The following is a 17,032-nucleotide window of genomic DNA, read 5'->3' as shown; positions in this document are numbered from 1 at the left end:
ACGGTATGGGAGTTCTGGGTATCGGCTTCGACCTCGTGACGGTGTCGGAGTTCGCCGAGCAATTGAACAGGCCGGGAACGGCAATGCTCGACAACTTCACACCGGGCGAGCGTCGAGACGCTGCTACCCGGAGCTCCGAACCTGCACGACATTTCGCCGCCCGGTGGGCAGCGAAGGAAGCAGTGATCAAGGCATGGTCAACTGCTCTCTTCGCCAGCCCGCCGGTGCTGGGGGAGATGATCCACAATCAGATCGAGGTCGTCTCGGACGCCTGGGGTCGCCCGGGCATACGGCTTCGCGGTGACGTGGCCAAACACCTCACCGGAGTGAAGATTCATATCTCGCTCACCCACGACGGGGACATGGCGGGCGCTTTCGCGGTCATCGAATCCGACCCGGAGTAACACTGCCGGACACGAAAGAGCCGGTCTCCCAAGGGGAGACCGGCTCTTTGGCGTTCGACTAGTCCTTCGTGCGGGATTCCTTCTCGGCGACGAGGAGATACGCGATCATCAACCTTTTCAGTTCGGCGACGGCGTCGGCATGCGACTGACCGTCCTGAACCGAGAAATTGAGCATCGAATACACCACGTGGACAAGAACTTCCGCCATCATCAGGCGACGATCTCGCCGCGTACGAGGCGTCAACGGACCGAGCATTTTCGCTACGGTCTCGGCGAATTGCTTTTCGTGAATGACTCCGGTGGCCCGCGTGGACGGCGTCGACTGCATCGCCAGCCAGACCTCGCGGCGCGACGGATCGGACGTCCACAGTCCGGCCATGTGATCGACGAAACTGTTCAGGAACCGCAACCAGTCGAGCGAGGGTACTTCGCCGCCGAACTGCGCAAGCTCGTGCTGGACCCCGACGAGATCCTGGCGGTTCAATTCGCACACTATGACGTACTTGTTCGCGAAGAATTGGTAGAGCGTCCCGATCGGGACGTCAGCACGTGCCGCGACCTCTTCGCAGGTGAACGATTCGAAACCGACATCGGTGAGGAGTTCCCGTGACGCCGCCAGGAGTGCGTCGAATTTACGCTGGCTGCGCTCTTGCGTCGGACGCTTGCGCGGCAGCAGTTCCTGCGGTTCTTCGAGGCTCTGGGGATTCTCCAGTGCTGGGTCGACTCGTCGCCGCGCGCGGTTACGAGTCGTGGGCTGCACGTCTTCCAGGCTATCGGTGTTTTCTGTCGAATTTGGGACTTGTGCATTATCCGGTGTCATCGGCCACCTACTTCGGCGGTCGTGATCGGTCGAAACGCACCGCGCAGGTGCGCGCACATGAGTCCCGATGCTGTTGCCACACCTCGATACTAGGTGACCACCTGTCCAGTAGCTGAAGAGGTTGCTGCGCGGTGTGGCGCAACGGCGATCCTGCCGACTCCCTACGCCCGATTCGGGCACACTGAGATTCTTCGGGCACACCGAGGTTCGATGCCGAGGAGAGGGAGACGATGACGGAAGAACTGCGAACCGCGGTACGTGAACTCATGCCGCGTGCCCATGAGGATCTGAGTGCACTTGTGGCGATGAAGTCCGTCGCAGATGCACGGCAGTACCCGCCGGAAGAGTGCGCGGCCGCGGCACATTGGGTCCTGGAGGCATTCCGGGATCAAGGTTTCGCCGATATCGAGGCGATCGAGACCTCCGACGGCTCGGCCGCCGTCGTCGGTCGTCGACCAGGTCCAGACGGTGCTCCGACCGTTCTGCTGTACTGCCACTACGACGTTCAGCCGCCGGGAAACGAAGAGCTCTGGGGCTCGCCGCCTTTCACACTCACCGAGCGGGGTGGACGGTGGTACGGACGCGGCGCTTCGGACTGCAAGGGCAACGTCGTCATGCATCTGACAGCTCTGCGAGCGCTCACCGCTGCCGGTGTGGATCCGAGCGCCCATCTGACGATCGTCGCCGAAGGATCCGAGGAGATGGGCACTGGCGGTCTCGAGGATCTGGTGCGAGAGCGGCCCGAACTTTTTGCGGCCGACATGATCCTGATCGCCGATACCGGCAACACCGAGGTGGGGGAGCCGACGATCACGACATCACTGCGCGGGATCGCCAACGTGGTGGTCCACGTGTCGACGCTCGAGGGTGAGATTCACTCCGGTGTCTTCGGTGGACCGGCACCCGATGCGATCACCGCGCTGGTGCACATTCTCTCGACGCTGCACGACGGCGCCGGAAACACCACTGTCGAAGGCTTGACCAACGACCAGGAGTGGGAGGGAGTCAGTTACGACGGCGATCAGTTCCGCTCCGACGCCGGGGTACTCGAAGGGGTACAGCTGACTGGTTCCGGTTCGGTCGCCGAGCAGGTGTGGGCTCGTCCGGCGCTGACCATCCTGGGTATCGACTGCCCGCCGGTCGTGGGTTCTGCGGCGGCAATCACGCCCCGTGCATCCGCACGCCTGAATCTTCGTGTCCCGCCTGGCACGGATCCGGCGCAGGCACAGAAGTTGTTGACTGACCACCTCCGCGCAGCGGCGCCGTGGGGCGTCCACATCGAGGTCGTACCGGAATCGACGGGATCACCGTTCTCGTCCTCGACGGAAGGAACGGGATTCGCGCAGCTGAAGTCTGCGCTGACCGATGCCTACGGCCGCGAAGTGGGGTTTGCCGGCCAAGGGGGATCGATTCCGCTGTGCAGTGCGTTGGCCGAGCAGTTCCCCGACGCGGAGATCGCGTTGATCGGCGTCGAGGAACCGCAGTGCCGCATTCATGCACCTGACGAAAGCGTCGACCCGTCGGAGATCGAGAATCTCGCTTTCGCGGAGGCGCTGTTCTTGAGCAGGTACGGGAGTTAGACGGATAGATCGCGTCGTAGCTTGGCGACGTGGCCGGTGGCCCGGACGTTGTACTGGGCCACCTCGATCTTGCCTTCCTCGTCGACGAGGAACGTCGAGCGGATGACGCCCTGGACCGTCTTGCCGTACATCTTCTTCTCTCCGAATGCGCCCCAGGCTTCGAGCGTCGCCTTCTCGGGGTCGGAGAGCAGCGGGAAGGTCAGCTCTTCGGTATCGCGGAACTTCGCGAGTTTTGCTGGCTTGTCCGGCGAGATTCCGACGACCTCCAGCCCGGCGCCGTTCAATTCGGCGAGGCTGTCGCGGAAGTCGCAGGCCTGCTTGGTGCACCCCGGGGTGCTGGCCGCGGGGTAGAAGTACACGATGACCTTGCGGCCGCGGTAATCGTGAAGCGAAACCTCGTTGCCGTCGGCGTCTGGGAGCGTGAAATCCGGCGCGACGTCGCCGGCGGACAATCTACTGTTCTCGGTCACGGGAATCGAGGTTAGTCGAGAAATTGCGCGGCAGGTGGGCGCGAGGGCATTCTGCTCCTCTACGGTAGAGCGAAGTGTCGGCGCGCTGCGTCCGCACAGCAGACCCGCACACAGAGCAGCAGAACACAGACAAGTTGGAGGACACGTGCCCAGGGACACCGAGAGCATCGAACGCGAGATCGAGAAGGCGCGTAACCAGCTCGCGAGCACACTCGACGAACTGACGGTCCGCACCAACCCGAAGCGGCTGGTCGAGAACACCAAAAAGACGGTGCTCGCCAAGCTCAACGAGCCGGCAGTGAAGTACGCGCTTATCGCAGTTGGTTCAGTGGTGGGACTACTCGTGGTCCGGAAGATCATTCGCTGACCCGAGTTTTCGAAGGCAGAACATGAAGAAGGCCCCCACCTGGTGAGGTGGGGGCCTTCTTGCAAGTGCGCCCACAGGGACTCGAACCCCGGACCCAGTGATTAAGAGTCACTTGCTCTACCAACTGAGCTATAGGCGCTCGCTCTTGCGAGACAGAACATTAGCCGACAGGCTCAGGAGTTTGCAAAACGCGTGTTCATCGTGGTGACGATGGTTACATCGCTTCCGGAATTCACGAGTGCGACGGGCGTGAATCCGGCCAGCGGACGGTGCTTTCCAACTGCTGTGCGACGGCGAGAATCGCCGATTCGCCACCGCTGCGCGCAACCAGTTGGACGCTCAGGGGGAGTCCGTGTTCGGAGAAGCCGGCGGGTACCGCGGCCGCCGGGTTGCCGCAGACATTCCAGATAGAACAGTAGGCGGCGATCGGCAACGCCTTGCGGACTGCGGACAGAAGGCCGGTTCCTTCGAGTTGTCCGATCGGGCGTGGCAGCGCGGGCGTCGTCGGCATCAGGACAAGGTCGAAGGTGTCGAAGACCTGGTTGACCGTCGCTGCAATTCGCTGACCTTTGCGGTAGGCGAATTTGCCGACGCGCGCGGGTGCAGCTAAACGGCCGATCGAGGCGAGCGCTCGCGTGCGCTTCTCGAGAAGCGCTGGATGATCGACACGAAGCGCTTCGTCGCGGACACCGCCGAGCACCTGCGGGAGAAAAGCGGCAGTGGCATCCGGGTACTCGGGATCGTGTTCTTCGACGTGATGTCCCAACGCGCTCAACATCTCTGCGATCGAGAGCACCGCGGCAACGATCTCCGCTGACGGACGGACGCCCCGGACCGGACTCCGGGTGGACACCGCGATGCGAAGCGGCCCGGGTGCCGACACGGCCGCGTCGGCAAAGCTGGTTCGGAGCGTTTCGGCTGTGTAGTCGTCGATCTCGGTGGTACCGGTGATTGCGTCGTATACGAGCGCGCTGTCCTCGACCGAACGAGTGAGAGGCCCGAGTGTGCCGAGTGCGCGCCAGAGGTTTCGGTTCGGCGCGGTGCTCACCCGACCGCGTTGCGGCTTGAGTCCGAACAACCCGCAGAACGCCGAAGGCAATCGTATGGAACCGCCGCCGTCGCCGCCTATTGCCGCCGCGACCATTCCCGACGCGACGGCCGACGCAGATCCTCCGCTCGATCCGCCGGTGGATATGCCGGTGTCCCAAGGGTTTCTCGTGTATCCGTTTGCGGCAGTCTCGGTGAAGGGCCAGATGCCGAACTCGGGCATCGTCGTCTTGCCGACGATCACCGCACCCGCTTCGCGCAACCGACGGACAACCTCTGAATCGGCCGATGCGATGCGCGTTGCTGCCGCACCGCCGTACGTCGTCGGCGTTCCGGCGACGTCGTTCTCGTCCTTGATTGCAATCGGGACTCCGTGCAGTGGGCCCAGGGTTTTGCCGTCGGCCTGACGTTGATCGAGCCGTGTCGCCTCGTCGAGTGCTTCGTCCGCGAGAACTCGTACAAATGCGTTGAGCGTCGAATCGAGGCGCTCGATACGGCGAAGTGTGGTCTCGGTGAGTTCGCGGGCGGACAAAGCTCCGGACCGGATCAGAGCTGCCTGACCTGCCACCCCGGCAAATGCCAATTCGCCGCCGGGCGTGAATTCGCGCTCAGTCATCAGACCTCCAGGCCGTGGTTCCGGTAACTGTGAAGTCTATTCACCACGACCTGTCCACCAAGCCACAAAGAAAAATCCCCACCTTCCGAAGAAGGTGGGGACCTTTGCAAGTGCGCCCACAGGGACTCGAACCCCGGACCCAGTGATTAAGAGTCACTTGCTCTACCAACTGAGCTATAGGCGCTCGCTCTTGCGAGACAGAACATTAGCCGAATCGCCGGTTCGGGAGCAAATCGCCAGGTGGCGGCCTCGCTGCCGTAGTCCAATCGGAGGAAATCCGCTGAAAGCGGTAACAAAACGGACGGTTCGGAGCGATTGATACTTGAACGTTACTGACGGCGTGGCCCTTCATGACCGTTGGTAACGAGCGCGCCTGGCATCATTGGTGCAGCGCAGTCATACCGCAAGTCCCACTTGCCTTCCGGTAAGTGGGATTCGCATGTGATGCGGAAGTTAGTCGGAGAAATTGTGAAGCGGAGTCGAACGATGAGTCGTCAAAGGTGGGGTCTGTCCGTGCGCGGGGGGAACGGTCGAGTGTCGAAGAGTGCGGCGATGATCGCGGTGTCTCTCGGTGCGCTCGTTCTGGTCACCGCGTGCACGTCGGGTGGCAAGGACGTCAGCACCGAGGGATCGGCGCCGATCGATTCCAATCCGCTCACCGAACTCATCAAGCCGAAGCTCACCTCGACCGCCGCCGACGGCGCTGTCGGCTTCTCGCCGGGCGACCCGGTCAAGATCAACGTCGCTGACGGCGCCCTGTCCGACGTGACGATGGTCAATCAGGACGGCAAGGCAGTTGCCGGCGCGATTGCTGCCGACGGTGCGTCGTGGACGACCACCGAACCGCTCGGCTACAACCGCAAGTACAAAATCGAGGCCCGCGCATTCGGATTGGGCGGCGCCAGTACGACGGTCACGTCCTTCACCACCAGCGCACCCGGCAACGTCACGAAGCCGTATGTCTTGCCGAACGAGGGCGACGTGGTCGGCATCGGTCAGCCCATCGCGGTGCAGTTCGACGAGAACATCCCCGATCGCAAGGCTGCCGAAGCTGCGATCACCGTCACCACGACTCCGACCGTCGAAGGTGCGTTCTACTGGGTCAACAATCGTGAGGTCCGTTGGCGTCCGGAGAACTACTGGGCACCGGGCACCAAGGTCGACGTGAGCGTCAACGTGTACGGGCGCAATCTCGGCAAGGGAGTCTTCGGGCAGGAAGACGCGAAGAGTTCCTTCACCATCGGTGATGCCGTCATCGCCACGGCGGACGACAACACCAAGCAGGTCACTTTCCAGGTCAACGGTGAGACCGTCATGACCATGCCCACCTCCATGGGCAAGGACAGCACTCCCACCGACAACGGGGTCTACATCATCGGTGACCGCTTCGCGAACATGATCATGGACTCGTCCACGTACGGCGTCCCGGTCACCTCGGCGCAGGGTTACAAGACCCCCGTCGACTGGGCGACCCGAATGTCCTACAGCGGTATCTTCTTCCACTCGGCGCCGTGGTCGGTCGGGCAGCAGGGCTACTCCAACACCAGTCACGGCTGCCTCAACCTGAGCCCGTCCAACGCCAAGTGGGTCTACGACAACACCAAGCGTGGGGACATCGTCGTCGTCAAGAACACCGTCGGCGGAACGCTCTCCGGCACCGACGGCCTCGGTGACTGGAACATTCCCTGGAGCGTCTGGAAGACCGGCAACGCGGACGTCTGAGTGCGTCCCTGAAGCACTGAACGTCAGAATGCCCCCGACCGTCCGGTTGGGGGCATTTCTGCATCTGTATTCCTTTTGTGAGCGAAAGTGCCTCTCGGTCTATCTGAGGCGACGGGAGGTACGTTCGCTCGGCGTCAGCGTCGACCGAAGGCGTCCACTCCGGTCATTTCAGCGGACAGCGCCCACAATCTGCGTGCGTCGTCGCGATCGGTAGCCCAAGGTTTCACTCCGCCGACGCTCATGTCATCCGTCTGCGCGACGTCCGCGATGTTGCAGTCCTGGAGGTACGCGCCGGAGTGATCGGCGAGTATCGGTGCCGTCGCTGCCCACACCGTTGTAGCGGCGCCCTGGGAGGGAGTCTTGAATCCCGGCACGGCGTCGCCATTCGACGTCGTCCATCCGAGATCGTGTTTCTCCGATGCAGAGAAGTGACGTTGAAGGGGAGTGAGGATGCTCCCGGGATGGACGGAGAACGCAGTGATACCGCGTGAAGCACCGGCGCTCGCCAGCTGGACAGCGAATAGAGCATTTGCAGTCTTGGCTTGACCGTACGCAAGCCAGCGGTCGTAACCGTTGCGGAAATGTATGTCATCCCAACCCACTCCCGACAGAAAATGTCCCGCCGACGAGACAGCGACTACGCGAGAACCGTTTGCGGGCATGGCTGGCACAAGCAGGTTCACCAGTACAAAGTGCCCGAGGTGATTGATCGCGAATTGTGATTCCCATCCGGAGCCGACACGGAGTTCCGGGCAGGCCATGACCCCCGCATTGCAGATGATGATGTCCGGAGTGATCCGGGATTCGAGAATTTCTCGCGCACACGATCTGACACTGCTCGGGTCCGACAGGTCGCACGCTCGCACTTCGATACCCGGAAGGTCGGCCACCTCGCTCCGTGCCTGTTCTGGTCGGCGGGCAAGAACTACAACTCGCGCGCCGACCGAAGAAAGTGACCGCGAAATCTCGTATCCGAGTCCGGAGTACCCGCCAGTGACCAATGCAGTTGTGCCGGTTAAATCTTGTCCGGCAAGTACGTCGTCGGCAGTGGAGATTCGGGAGAATTCGGTGTTGATTTTGCGCTGAATGGAATTCATGGCCGCGACCGTAAAATCTGGAGTGCACTCCAGGTCAAGGAAAGGTAGACGGGCAATGCGTGAACTATCAATCGGTGACGTAGCTGTCGAGACCGGAATCAGCATCGATTCCCTTCGATACTTCGAACGTGAGGAATTGCTCGTTCACGAGGTTGCGCGCTCGGCAGGTGGGCGTCGGGTCTACGCCGAAAACGATGTCGCTTGGTTGAAGCTGTGCAATCGATTCCGAGACTCGGGTATGCCGATCGCAACGATCCGCGAATTCGCCGCACTCGTCAGGTCAGGGCCGGGAAACGAGAAGGAACGGCTTTCACTTCTACAAAAGCATGAGGTGTTGATTCGATCCAGGATCTCTGCGCTGCAGGACAACCTGACCGTCATCCATGACAAGGTTTCGGCATACGAGCGACACGTTCGCGAGGGGACCGTCGCAGGTGTCTGGGAGCCGCAACCGTCGCCCGAGTGATCGACGGCTGGGCCATTTGCGGCGATTTCGGGCTACCCCAATGAGAGCGAAAGTGGCTTTCGGTCTATCTGAGGCGACGAGAGGTACGTTCGCTCGGCCCGGGCACGGGTTACTCGGGAGCGGGCGATTTGTCGCGGTCGCCACCCCACCCGCTTCGGGCTGGCGCACAAACCAAAAGAACCCCCGAAAATGTCTTTCGACATCTTCGGGGGTTCCGCTTGGGTGAGCGACGGGACTCGAACCCGCGACAGCCAGGATCACAACCTGGTGCTCTACCAACTGAACTACGCCCACCATTGCCTCGGCCACCGGTTTGACCCGGCTGCTTTGACGAAAGAGATACTAGCGCGAAAGTCGGTCAGGAAGCCAATCGGCAGGTCAGGCGGGACCCAAGCCCTCTACGACGGCTGCGATCTCCGCGCTCGACGGTCCGGGCGCCGCGACGAATGCAGTGCCGCGGTAGTACTTGAGTTCGCGGATGGATTCCTTGATGTCGGCGAGTGCCCGGTGGGCGAGACCTTTTTCGGGCTGGCCGAAGTAGATTCGCGGGTACCAGCGGCGGGAGAGTTCTTTGATGGAGCTGACGTCGATCATCCGGTAGTGCAGGTATGTGTCCAGCGCCGTCATGTCACGTGAGATGAATCCGCGGTCGGTGGCGATGGAATTACCTGCCAGGGGAGCCGTACCGGCGACGGGAACGTGCTTGCGGATGTACGCGAGCACCTCTTTCTCCGCCTCGGCGAGGGTGACCGTCGACTTACGAACCTCTTCGGTCAGTCCCGACTTCGCGTGCATCTTCTTCACGACGTCGGGCATTGCAGCCAACGCGTCGTCGTCGGCGTGGATGACGATGTCCACACCTTCGCCCAAGATGTTCAAGTCGCTGTCGGTCACCAGAGCCGCAATCTCGATGAGTTTGTCCGACTCGAGTCGCAGCCCGGTCATTTCACAATCGATCCATACCAATTTGTCCTGCACCAGGAACACAGTAGTGCGCGCGGGCGCGGGATAAGGTCTGCGGTGGAAACTCGACGTGTGTAAGACGGCGTTCGGGTGATGACAAGAACTTCGCCGCATTGCAACGAGGAGGGCTTTTCGATGACCGTGGATCCGAAGGACGGAGCCGCGCCGCTGACGCCGGCGGAGAAGGCGAAAGCTGCCAAGGCTGCCGCTGCCGAAGCCGCTCGGATTGCAGCTGAAGCCGCTGCGGCAGCTGAGGAAGCCGAGAAGGAAGCGGCTGCCGCTGAAGCCGAAGCATCGGCCGGAGCCACCCCCGCTGCTCAGGCGCCGTCGGGTGCTGCAGCTGAAATCGCGGCGGGCTATTCATCCGAGGGGCGGGCACTCGAGCTCGGCTCGGTGGTGATCGACGGAGTGGCAGATCCCACCGCGCGGGTGCGGATTCCATTGGCGACGATCAACCGTCACGGTCTGATTGCCGGTGCGACGGGTACCGGCAAGACCAAGACGTTGCAGGGCATCGCCGAGCAGCTGTCCGCCGCGGGTGTGCCGGTAGTGATGGCCGACGTCAAGGGTGACCTCTCGGGTCTGTCGAAGGCGGGGGATCCGAGCGAGAAGATGAAGGCTCGCGCAGTCGAGACGGGCGACGATTCGTGGACTCCCGCTGGGATGCCAGTCGAGTTCTTGTCGTTGGGTACTGACGGAATCGGTATCCCGGTGCGCGCGACCATCACCAGTTTCGGGCCGATCCTGCTCAGTAAAGTGTTGGGCCTCAACGAGACCCAGGAATCGACTCTCGGACTGATCTTCCACTGGGCCGACACTCAGGGCCTTGCCCTGCTGGACCTCAAGGATCTGCGTTCGGTCATCGCCCACCTGACGAGCGCTGAGGGCAAAGCGGATCTGAAGGGTATCGGCGGAGTTTCCTCCGCGACGGCGGGGGTGATTCTGCGCGCGTTGGTCAACCTCGAAGCCGACGGCGGTGACACCTTCTTCGGCGAACCGGAACTCGAAACCGAGGACCTGCTGCGTGTCGTCGGAGGTGCCGGTGTGATCACGCTGTTCGAACTCGGTGCCCAGGCCGCGCGTCCGGCAATGTTCTCCACCTTCCTGATGTGGGTGCTCGCGGACCTGTTCCAGACGCTGCCCGAAGAGGGGGATCTGGACAAGCCGAAGCTGGTGTTCATCTTCGACGAGGCGCACCTTCTGTTCGCGGACGCGTCGAAGGCCTTCCTGCAGCAGGTCGAACAGACGGTAAAGCTGATTCGCTCCAAGGGCGTCGGCGTGTTCTTCTGCACGCAACTTCCGACCGACATTCCCAATTCGGTGCTGTCGCAGTTGGGCGCGCGCGTCCAGCACGCCCTACGCGCATTCACGCCCGACGATCAGAAGGCGCTCAACAAGACCGTTCGTACCTACCCGAAGACCGAGCACTACGACCTGGAAAAGGCACTGACTTCACTCGGCATCGGTGAAGCCATCGTGACCGTGCTCTCGGAAAAGGGTGCGCCGACGCCGGTGGCCTGGACCAAGATTCGTCCTCCGAGGTCGCTGATGGACACCATCGGCAACGACGCGATCAAGGCGGCAGCGTCGTCGAGTCCGCTGAATCAGAAGTACGGCCAGACCATCGACCGCGAGTCGGCGTACGAAAAGTTGACGGCGAAGGTGGCCGGTGCTCCGACGGCGGATCAGTCCCTGGATCTTCCGTCGCTGCCCGATCTGCCGCCACCGCCGCCGGCCGAACCTGAGGGCCCCAACATCGCCGAGCAGATCCTGGGTAACTCGGCCGTGAAGAGTTTCCTGCGTTCGGCGGCTTCGGCTGCGGGACGCGAGATTTCGCGAAATATCTTCGGTACCGGTAGCCGTCGCAAGCGCTGAAGCTTAGGCGCCCGCGAGGTCAGATGCCGACCTCGCGGGCCAGCAGGTCGTTGATCGATTCGCGCCTGATCAACGGCCGCGCAATCCCGCCCAGCACAGCGACGACCGGCGGCCGGCCGACGCTGTTGTAAGTGGAGGCCATGCTGTGGTGGTATGCGCCCGTACACGGCACTGCCAACAGGTCGCCTTCATGTAGGTCGGCGGGAAGCCTTGCTCCGACGGCGATTTCGTCGCCCGATTCGCAGTGCCGCCCGGCGACGGTGACTTCCTGGAGCGGTGCGCTCGAATGCCGGTTCACCAATTCGACGTCGTAGTGGCTGTCGTACAACGACACCCGAGGGTTGTCGCTCATCCCACCGTCGACGGAAACGAAGGTTCGACCGCCGCTGATCGACTTGATGTTCTGTACGCGATAGAGCGTGACTCCGGCGCGCGCGGCGATCGCTCGGCCAGGCTCGAGCACGATTTCGGGGCGAGGGAAGCGGTTTCGGGTGCACGCGTCGTCGAGAGTTTCGTCGATGACGTGAGCGAGGCGGGTCAGATCCAGTTGGGCGTCTCCCGGCATGTATGCGATCCCATGGCCACCGCCGAGATCGAGTTCGGTGAGGATGATTCGATGCGTGCGTCGTATGTCGTCCATCTGTGCGATCATCGTCTCGATCGCGGGGCGGAAGAGTTCGGGATCGGTGATCTGGGAGCCGAGATGGCAATGCAGGCCGATGAGTTGCAGGTGCGCCGCGTTGGCGACGACGGATACCGTACGTTCCAGTTCTTCGGAAAACGCTGGTAGGCCGAACTTTTGGTCCAAGATGCCTGTGGACACTGCCTTGTGTCCGTGTATGTCGATGCCGGGTGTGACTCTGATCAACACCTTCTGTCGGTGGGTACACACCGACGCGAGCCGTACCGCTTCGCTGGGGGAGTCGAGGACGATCCGGCCCACACCCGCGTTGACCGCCGCCCTCAGTTCGGAAACCGATTTGGCATTGCCGTGCAGGATGATTCGGTGGGGGTCCACGCCCGCGGCGAGCGCGACGGCGAGTTCACCGGCGGAACAGACATCCACCCCGAGTCCCTCGTCGGAGACCCAGGTAGCCATCGCTCGAATCATCAGTGCCTTGCCGGCGTACACGATCTCCGAGTCGGGGAAGATCTCTCGATACGTGCGGCAGCGGTGCCGCACGTCCGCCTCGTCGACGACGTACGTCGGTGTGCCGTACTGGTCCGCGATCTCTTCGAGGGAGACGTCGCCGATGCAGACACGCCCGCTGTGGTCGTGGCGAGTACTGATGGGCCACAACGCAGGATCCATACGCGGTGTCATTGCGCCGCGTAGGGAGGGGAAGATTTCGAGTAGCGTCACGTCGATCTCCTGAAGGTGACCCGCCGTGTTGCGGGCCACCTTCAGATCTACTCCCGAAGATCACCGGTGGGGCGGTTCTTGACGCTTACTTGACGCGCCGCCGAACGAGGTTGACGCGGCCCTGACGGGGCTCGAATCACTGTGCCTGTCGAATCACTGTGCTCGCCGGCGCTTCCATCCGAACCAACCGAGCACCGCGAGCAATGCCACCGCGGCGCCTCCGCCGATGACCGCCGATCTGTCGGCGGACACACCAACGGACGGAGTTCCGCCGAGGCTCGGGGCGTAACCGGCGCCGTACACGGACTCGACCGCCGCTTGGATGTCGAACCCGGTTTCGGTAGCCGGCCCGCAGCTGTGCCCCTCGTGCTCGGCGTCGACGTCGTACGGCGCAGAAACGAACATCAGCTGCTCGGTGCCGAGCACGTAGCTTGTGCCACAACCGTTCCCGTTCGCGAGTGTCCCCACCGACGTCACCGATGCCAGATCGCCTTTGTAGACCCGGCTGACGTCGAACAGGTAGGTGTCCTCGAACCCGTCCGAAGTTTTCTCCGTCGGAGTCCCGAGGAAAACGGTGCTGGAGACGCTCACGGCTTCTTCCGGGGTAGCCGATGATGCGCACGAACATGCATTCGCTGCCGTGGGCAGCAGTAAGGGCAACCCTCCGGTCAAAAGAAGGATTGCCCCGACTGCCAGTGTTCTTCGCATCGCCATTAACCGACTATATGGTCTGCTATGGCCTGCTCTGAGAAGTTTGCGTGAATCAGCCGCCGAGCTTCTTGTAGAACGTGCCCACGATGGGCGCAACGACGGCACGCGGGCTGTAACCGCCCGCGACGGACATCGCCTTGCTCAAGATGCCCGGTACGACGCGCATCTTGTTCACGGCCAGGCCGTCGAGCGAGACCTTGGCGGTGTACTCGCTCGAGATCCAGAAGAAGTCCGGGACGAGCTTGTCGACGATCGACGCTTCGGCCGGGTCCGGGGTTTCGGTGCGTACTGGGCCTGGGGCGAGCAGGGTGACGTTCACTCCGGTGCCCTTGAGTTCACCTCGCAACGATTCCGCGAAGGTGTTCACGAACGCCTTCGTGGCGGCGTATGTCGCGTTGTTGGGGATCGGCATGTTTCCGGCCGCGGACCCGACCATCAGGATGGCTCCGGACTTGCGTGCGAGCATGCCGGGCAGCACGGCCAGCGTGAGATCGTGCACTGCAACGGCGTTGAGTTCGACCTGGTCGCGCTCGTATGCCGGGTCCAGCTCGGCGATCGGCCCGAAGGTGGCGATACCGGCGTTGTTGCACAGGATGCTGATGTCGCGGCCACCGAGTTCCTCGACCAGAACGGCACGCGCCGCGCTGTCGGAGAGGTCCGATGCACGGACCTCCACCTCGACGCCGTGCGCGGCGCGAAGCTTCTCGGCGAGGACCTCCATGACCTCGCCACGACGGGCAACGAGGATCAGGGAATGTCCGCGTGATGCCAGATCAGCGGCCAGTGCCTCTCCGATGCCGGAGGAGGCGCCGGTCACTACGGCGCGGGCTGTGGTTGTGGGTGTCGGCAGGCTCACGATCAGTCAGCGTAGCCGGTCAGATCTTCGCGGCCAGTCGTGTGCCCTGTTCGATGGCACGCTTGGCGTCGAGTTCTCCTGCCACGTCGGCGCCGCCGATGATGTGGGTCACCACGCCCGCGACGGTCAGTTCGTCCACGAGATCGCGAACCGACTCCTGCCCGGCGCAGATGACGATGGTGTCGACCTCGAGAAGTCGGGGCTTCTCGTGCTTCTCACCGAAGGTGATGTGCAGGCCGGCGTCGTCGATGCGCTCGTAGTTGACGCCCGAGAGCTCGTGGACGCCCTTGTTCTTGAGGGCCGCCCGATGGACCCAGCCGGTGGTCTTCGCGAGGCCGGCGCCGATGCGTCCTGGCTTGCGTTGGAGGAGGTAGACCTCCCGCTCGGAGAGCTCCGGTACCGGAGTGGTGAGAGCGCCCGGGGCCATTTCGGGTTCGGTGACGCCCCATTCCTGCTTCCACTCCTTGAGATGAAGAGTGGGGGAAGTGGGGTGCGTGAGGAATTCGCTCACGTCGACGCCGATGCCGCCGGCGCCGATGACGGCGACGGACTTGCCGACGGGCTTGCCCTCTCGGACGACCTCGGCGTAGGTCAGCACCTTCGAGTTCTCGATGCCGGGGATCTTGGGAACGCGCGGCGTCACGCCGGTGGCAACCACCACTTCGTCGAAGGATCCGATGAGATCTGCCGGTGTGACGCGGGTTTCGAGCTTGACCGTCACTCCGGCCACGTCCAGCATGCGGGTGTAGTAGCGAATGGTTTCGGCGAACTCTTCCTTACCCGGAATGAGCTGTGCGATCCCGAACTGTCCGCCGATCTTGTCCGAAGCCTCGAACAACGTAACCGAATGACCACGCTGAGCAAGATTGAGTGCTGCGGAAAGTCCGGCAGGACCGGCACCGACGACGGCGAGGTTCTTGGTCCGCCGAGTGGGGGAGAGGATCAGTGTGGTTTCGCGGCCCGCGCGCGGGTTGAGCAGGCAGGAGACCTGCTTGTGAACGAAGGCGTGGTCGAGGCAGGCCTGGTTGCAGGCAATGCACGTGTTGATCTCGTCGGACGCTCCTCTCTCGGCCTTGTTTACCCAGTCAGGATCGGCGAGCATCGGCCTGGCCATCGAAATCAATTGTGCGTCACCGCGGTTGAGGATCTCTTCGGCGGTCTCGGGCATGTTGATCCGATTCGAGGCGGCTACCGGAATGTCGACGTGCTTCTCGAGCTTGCCTGTTATGTCGACGAAGGCTGCTCGGGGAACCGAGGTGACGATGGTGGGCACCCGTGACTCGTGCCACCCGATGTCGGTGTTGATGATCGTGGCGCCGGCGGCTTCGACTTCCTTTGCCAGTGAGACGATTTCATCCCAGGTCTGACCGCCCTCGACCAGGTCTGCCATCGACAGCCGGAACACGATGATGAAGTTCGGGCCGACAGCCTTGCGTGTGCGTCGCACGATTTCGACTGCCATGCGTCGACGGTTCTCGGAACTGCCGCCCCACTGGTCGGTGCGCTTGTTCGTGCGCTCGCAGAGGAACTGGTTGATGAAGTAGCCCTCACCGCCCATGATTTCGACGCCGTCGTAACCCGCGGACTTGGCCAGGCGCGCGCAGCGAACGTAGTTGCGGATCTGCCAACGCACCCCACGGCCGGTCAGCTTGCGCGGACGGAACGGGTTGATGGGCGCCTTGATCGACGACGCGGAGACACTGAAAGGCTGGTAGCTGTAGCGGCCGGCGTGCAGGATCTGCATGGCGATCTTTCCGCCCGCGTCGTGAACCGCCTTGGTGATCCGGCGGTGACGGCGCGCTTCGATGCGGTTGGTCAGCTTGGCACCGAAGGGCAAGAGCCAACCGGTGCGGTTGGGCGCGTAGCCGCCGGTGATGATCAAGCCGACACCGCCACGAGCACGTTCCGCGAAGTACTCGGCCAAGCGGTCGGTGTCCTTCGCGCGATCTTCGAGGCCGGTGTGGATCGATCCCATGACGACGCGGTTCTTCAGCGTCGTGAATCCGAGGTCGAGCGGTTCGAGCAGGCGGGGGAACTGTGTATCCGTCATGACTGAAGATGTCCTTCCGTGGCGTACTCGCCGGTGTCTTCGATGGCGTACTCGCCAGTGTCTTCGATGGCGTACTCGCCAGTGGGCAATGCGTCCAGAACTTCCTGGCACCAGTCGGTGAATCCTTCTTCGACGCGGATACCGCCGCGAAGTACCAGGTACTGGTGCAGTGAAGAGCCGGAAAGTGCTGCTGGATTGGGGAAGTCACGCTTTTCGATGAGTCGGTAGACGTCGAGGCGGGCGGCGTGGCCGTCGCGGTGGCGAGCGACTTCGCGTCGTAGAGCGGGGAGATCGGCGTGCGCTGCGGCCCTGATCTTGATGGCCAACTCGTTGCGCAGGTGGTTCGGTTCGGACGGCTCGGCGATCCATCGGGTCAGTTCGGCGCGGCCGGCATCGCTGACGCGGTACATCTTCTTGTCCGGGCGGCCGTCCTGCGCGATGGCCTCCACCTCCACCCAGCCTGCCTCGTCCATTCGCTTGAGGACTCGGTAGATCTGCTGGTGCGTCGCGCTGTGGAAGAAGCCGATCGACTTGTCGAACCGGCGTGTGAGGTCGTATCCCGACGCATCCTGTTCGGACAGGGAGACGAGCAACGCATGTTCGAGTGCCATGGAAAAAGTATCTA

16 protein-coding genes and 3 tRNA genes are annotated in these 17,032 nt (G+C 62.7%); 6 read left to right on the top strand and 13 right to left on the bottom strand.

What is annotated here, in order from left to right:
* Positions 1–5 precede the first annotated feature (5 nt).
* Positions 6–404, top strand: coding sequence for a holo-ACP synthase (locus tag H7C86_RS22725; protein WP_021333452.1), 399 nt, complete (start codon positions 6–8; stop codon positions 402–404).
* A gap of 58 nt (positions 405–462) precedes the next feature.
* Here H7C86_RS22725 and H7C86_RS22720 read toward each other — a convergent pair whose 3' ends face one another.
* Positions 463–1,164: a TetR family transcriptional regulator gene (locus H7C86_RS22720; RefSeq protein WP_019749142.1), complete on the bottom strand. Its 702-nt coding sequence runs from the start codon at positions 1,162–1,164 to the stop codon at positions 463–465.
* A gap of 290 nt (positions 1,165–1,454) precedes the next feature.
* Between H7C86_RS22720 and H7C86_RS22715 the strand changes: the two genes are divergently transcribed.
* Positions 1,455–2,804 (top strand): dipeptidase, encoded by a 1,350-nt coding sequence (locus H7C86_RS22715; protein ID WP_182262278.1) that lies wholly within the window; start codon positions 1,455–1,457, stop codon positions 2,802–2,804.
* On the opposite strand, the gene bcp is transcribed toward H7C86_RS22715, so the two are convergent.
* Positions 2,801–3,274 carry a thioredoxin-dependent thiol peroxidase gene (gene bcp / locus H7C86_RS22710; RefSeq protein WP_019749140.1) on the bottom strand — a complete coding sequence of 158 codons (474 nt, stop codon included), beginning with the start codon at positions 3,272–3,274 and terminating at the stop codon, positions 2,801–2,803. The genes H7C86_RS22715 and bcp overlap by 4 nt on opposite strands.
* A gap of 145 nt (positions 3,275–3,419) precedes the next feature.
* Between bcp and H7C86_RS22705 the strand changes: the two genes are divergently transcribed.
* The gene (locus tag H7C86_RS22705) at positions 3,420–3,641 is read left to right on the top strand and encodes a DUF3618 domain-containing protein (protein ID WP_003945299.1); all 222 of its coding nucleotides are present in this window, start codon (positions 3,420–3,422) and stop codon (positions 3,639–3,641) included.
* Between the two features lie 66 nt (positions 3,642–3,707).
* On the opposite strand, the gene H7C86_RS22700 is transcribed toward H7C86_RS22705, so the two are convergent.
* The 3 genes from H7C86_RS22700 to H7C86_RS22690 all read right to left on the bottom strand — a co-directional run bounded on the left by H7C86_RS22700 (position 3,708) and on the right by H7C86_RS22690 (position 5,488).
* A tRNA-Lys gene (locus H7C86_RS22700) sits at positions 3,708–3,780 on the bottom strand.
* 93 nt (positions 3,781–3,873) lie between these two features.
* A complete protein-coding gene (locus tag H7C86_RS22695; protein WP_070797081.1) occupies positions 3,874–5,304 on the bottom strand; it encodes an amidase in 1,431 nt (476 codons plus the stop codon).
* Between the two features lie 111 nt (positions 5,305–5,415).
* Positions 5,416–5,488: transfer RNA gene (locus tag H7C86_RS22690), tRNA-Lys, on the bottom strand.
* Between the two features lie 329 nt (positions 5,489–5,817).
* On the opposite strand from H7C86_RS22690, the gene H7C86_RS22685 reads away from it, so the two are divergent.
* Positions 5,818–7,026: an Ig-like domain-containing protein gene (locus H7C86_RS22685; protein WP_019749139.1), complete on the top strand. Its 1,209-nt coding sequence runs from the start codon at positions 5,818–5,820 to the stop codon at positions 7,024–7,026.
* 134 nt (positions 7,027–7,160) lie between these two features.
* On the opposite strand, the gene H7C86_RS22680 is transcribed toward H7C86_RS22685, so the two are convergent.
* The gene (locus H7C86_RS22680; protein WP_182262277.1) at positions 7,161–8,123 is read right to left on the bottom strand and encodes an oxidoreductase; all 963 of its coding nucleotides are present in this window, start codon (positions 8,121–8,123) and stop codon (positions 7,161–7,163) included.
* Between the two features lie 55 nt (positions 8,124–8,178).
* On the opposite strand from H7C86_RS22680, the gene H7C86_RS22675 reads away from it, so the two are divergent.
* Entirely contained in the window at positions 8,179–8,589 is a 411-nt protein-coding gene (locus tag H7C86_RS22675) for a MerR family transcriptional regulator (RefSeq protein WP_019749137.1), read from the top strand.
* Between the two features lie 221 nt (positions 8,590–8,810).
* Here the strand turns inward: H7C86_RS22675 and H7C86_RS22670 are convergent.
* Positions 8,811–8,883, bottom strand: a tRNA-His gene (locus tag H7C86_RS22670).
* An 84-nt stretch (positions 8,884–8,967) separates the two neighbouring features.
* Positions 8,968–9,567, bottom strand: a complete 600-nt coding sequence (orn, locus tag H7C86_RS22665; RefSeq protein WP_024487359.1) for an oligoribonuclease — start codon at positions 9,565–9,567, stop codon at positions 8,968–8,970.
* 120 nt (positions 9,568–9,687) lie between these two features.
* Between orn and H7C86_RS22660 the strand changes: the two genes are divergently transcribed.
* Entirely contained in the window at positions 9,688–11,427 is a 1,740-nt protein-coding gene (locus H7C86_RS22660) for a helicase HerA-like domain-containing protein (RefSeq protein ID WP_020970020.1), read from the top strand.
* Positions 11,428–11,446: 19 nt separating this feature from the next.
* On the opposite strand, the gene lysA is transcribed toward H7C86_RS22660, so the two are convergent.
* The 5 genes from lysA to H7C86_RS22635 all read right to left on the bottom strand — a co-directional run bounded on the left by lysA (position 11,447) and on the right by H7C86_RS22635 (position 17,018).
* Positions 11,447–12,790 carry a diaminopimelate decarboxylase gene (gene lysA, locus H7C86_RS22655; RefSeq protein WP_020908262.1) on the bottom strand — a complete coding sequence of 448 codons (1,344 nt, stop codon included), beginning with the start codon at positions 12,788–12,790 and terminating at the stop codon, positions 11,447–11,449.
* A gap of 153 nt (positions 12,791–12,943) precedes the next feature.
* Complete coding sequence (locus H7C86_RS22650; protein ID WP_182262276.1) at positions 12,944–13,381, bottom strand: hypothetical protein; 438 nt, start codon at positions 13,379–13,381, stop codon at positions 12,944–12,946.
* A 172-nt stretch (positions 13,382–13,553) separates the two neighbouring features.
* Positions 13,554–14,357 carry a mycolate reductase gene (gene cmrA / locus H7C86_RS22645; protein WP_182262275.1) on the bottom strand — a complete coding sequence of 268 codons (804 nt, stop codon included), beginning with the start codon at positions 14,355–14,357 and terminating at the stop codon, positions 13,554–13,556.
* A 19-nt stretch (positions 14,358–14,376) separates the two neighbouring features.
* Entirely contained in the window at positions 14,377–16,407 is a 2,031-nt protein-coding gene (locus tag H7C86_RS22640; protein ID WP_092763307.1) for an NADPH-dependent 2,4-dienoyl-CoA reductase, read from the bottom strand.
* The gene (locus H7C86_RS22635; protein ID WP_019749131.1) at positions 16,404–17,018 is read right to left on the bottom strand and encodes a PadR family transcriptional regulator; all 615 of its coding nucleotides are present in this window, start codon (positions 17,016–17,018) and stop codon (positions 16,404–16,406) included. The genes H7C86_RS22640 and H7C86_RS22635 overlap by 4 nt, the downstream gene beginning before the upstream one ends.
* Positions 17,019–17,032: the final 14 nt, after the last annotated feature.

It is taken from the genome of Rhodococcus sp. UFZ-B548, from assembly GCF_903819475.1.
In the GTDB taxonomy this organism is placed as follows: Bacteria; Actinomycetota; Actinomycetes; order Mycobacteriales; family Mycobacteriaceae; genus Rhodococcus_F; species Rhodococcus_F erythropolis.
This window is presented reverse-complemented; position numbering and strand designations above follow the sequence as displayed.

Excerpts from the sequence above, each read along its gene's own strand:
- H7C86_RS22640 (WP_092763307.1), bottom strand. The coding sequence starts at position 16,407 with ATGACGGATACACAGTTCCCCCGCCTGCTCGAACCGCTCGACCTCGGA.
- H7C86_RS22675 (WP_019749137.1), top strand. The coding sequence starts at position 8,179 with ATGCGTGAACTATCAATCGGTGACGTAGCTGTCGAGACCGGAATCAGC.
- H7C86_RS22725 (WP_021333452.1), top strand. The coding sequence starts at position 6 with ATGGGAGTTCTGGGTATCGGCTTCGACCTCGTGACGGTGTCGGAGTTC.
- H7C86_RS22715 (WP_182262278.1), top strand. The coding sequence starts at position 1,455 with ATGACGGAAGAACTGCGAACCGCGGTACGTGAACTCATGCCGCGTGCC.
- H7C86_RS22680 (WP_182262277.1), bottom strand. The coding sequence starts at position 8,123 with ATGAATTCCATTCAGCGCAAAATCAACACCGAATTCTCCCGAATCTCC.
- H7C86_RS22635 (WP_019749131.1), bottom strand. The coding sequence starts at position 17,018 with ATGGCACTCGAACATGCGTTGCTCGTCTCCCTGTCCGAACAGGATGCG.
- H7C86_RS22695 (WP_070797081.1), bottom strand. The coding sequence starts at position 5,304 with ATGACTGAGCGCGAATTCACGCCCGGCGGCGAATTGGCATTTGCCGGG.
- H7C86_RS22660 (WP_020970020.1), top strand. The coding sequence starts at position 9,688 with ATGACCGTGGATCCGAAGGACGGAGCCGCGCCGCTGACGCCGGCGGAG.